The sequence below is a fragment of the Prevotella sp. MGM2 genome (genome assembly GCF_002933955.1).
Taxonomy (GTDB): Bacteria; Bacteroidota; Bacteroidia; order Bacteroidales; family Bacteroidaceae; genus Alloprevotella.
In genome coordinates this window covers 1-760 of the sequence record NZ_BEWW01000006.1, presented here as the reverse complement: position 1 = coordinate 760, position 760 = coordinate 1, and the positions used below count along the sequence as shown (strand labels likewise).

Below are 760 nucleotides of genomic sequence, written 5' to 3'. Positions count from 1 at the left end.
AGCACACACGGAGGCGCTTGATGGCCGCTACGCCAACCTCCTCCTTCAGGTCGCAGCCGTAGCCCGACATGGTGAGGCGGAACGACCCGAGATCGCCCAGACGCACACTGTGGCCGTTGCGCAAGGCCAGGATGATCTGAGCCTGAAGGGCCGAAAGGACCGCCTTCACGTCAGGCTCGTCCACGGTGCAGGTCTGCGAAATGCGCTCCACGATGTCCTGAAGCGACATCGGCACGCAGCGGGCCGGAGCGGGATAAAACTTAACGACTTTGGTAATAGGGTTCTTGCGTTCCTGTGCGATGAAAGTAATCATGGTGTCAAACTTTTTTTGAGGTTAGTAACTGAGATGAAAGCCAGCCGTTCGCCCCGTTCCCGGGCAGCGGGGAGGAACACCCGACAGTGCAAAGTTACGGCCGCCGCAAAGGGCACTTCACTTTTTCGGCGCCCGCCACCCCCTATCCGGCCACCTGTTTCATACTGCAACGGACTGTGGGACAATCTCTTCGGATTTTCTCATTTTTTCTTCCCCGCCAGCCTTTTTCCGCCGCCGTTTGCCGTCAGCGATGGTGCGTTCCACAGTTTCCGCCTATGCCTTTCCCCCTGCCCTCATTCTTTCCTCTTTCCCTCTTCCCGTCCGCCCCGTTCCGTTTCCTTTCCCGTTTTTTCCACACCCTCCGAAGTCTTTATATATAACATAGGTTTTCTTCTCTTTTTAAAAAGGGAGAAACAAAATGATGTATATGATATTCTGTGGAAAGTG

General features: G+C 54.9%; 1 protein-coding gene. It reads right to left on the bottom strand.

Features of this window, described 5'->3' with window-relative positions; translation table 11 throughout:
* The coding region (locus tag C5S62_RS00095) for an HU family DNA-binding protein (protein ID WP_104403546.1) at positions 1-313 on the bottom strand (313 nt) is incomplete at its 3' end.
* Positions 314-760: the final 447 nt, after the last annotated feature.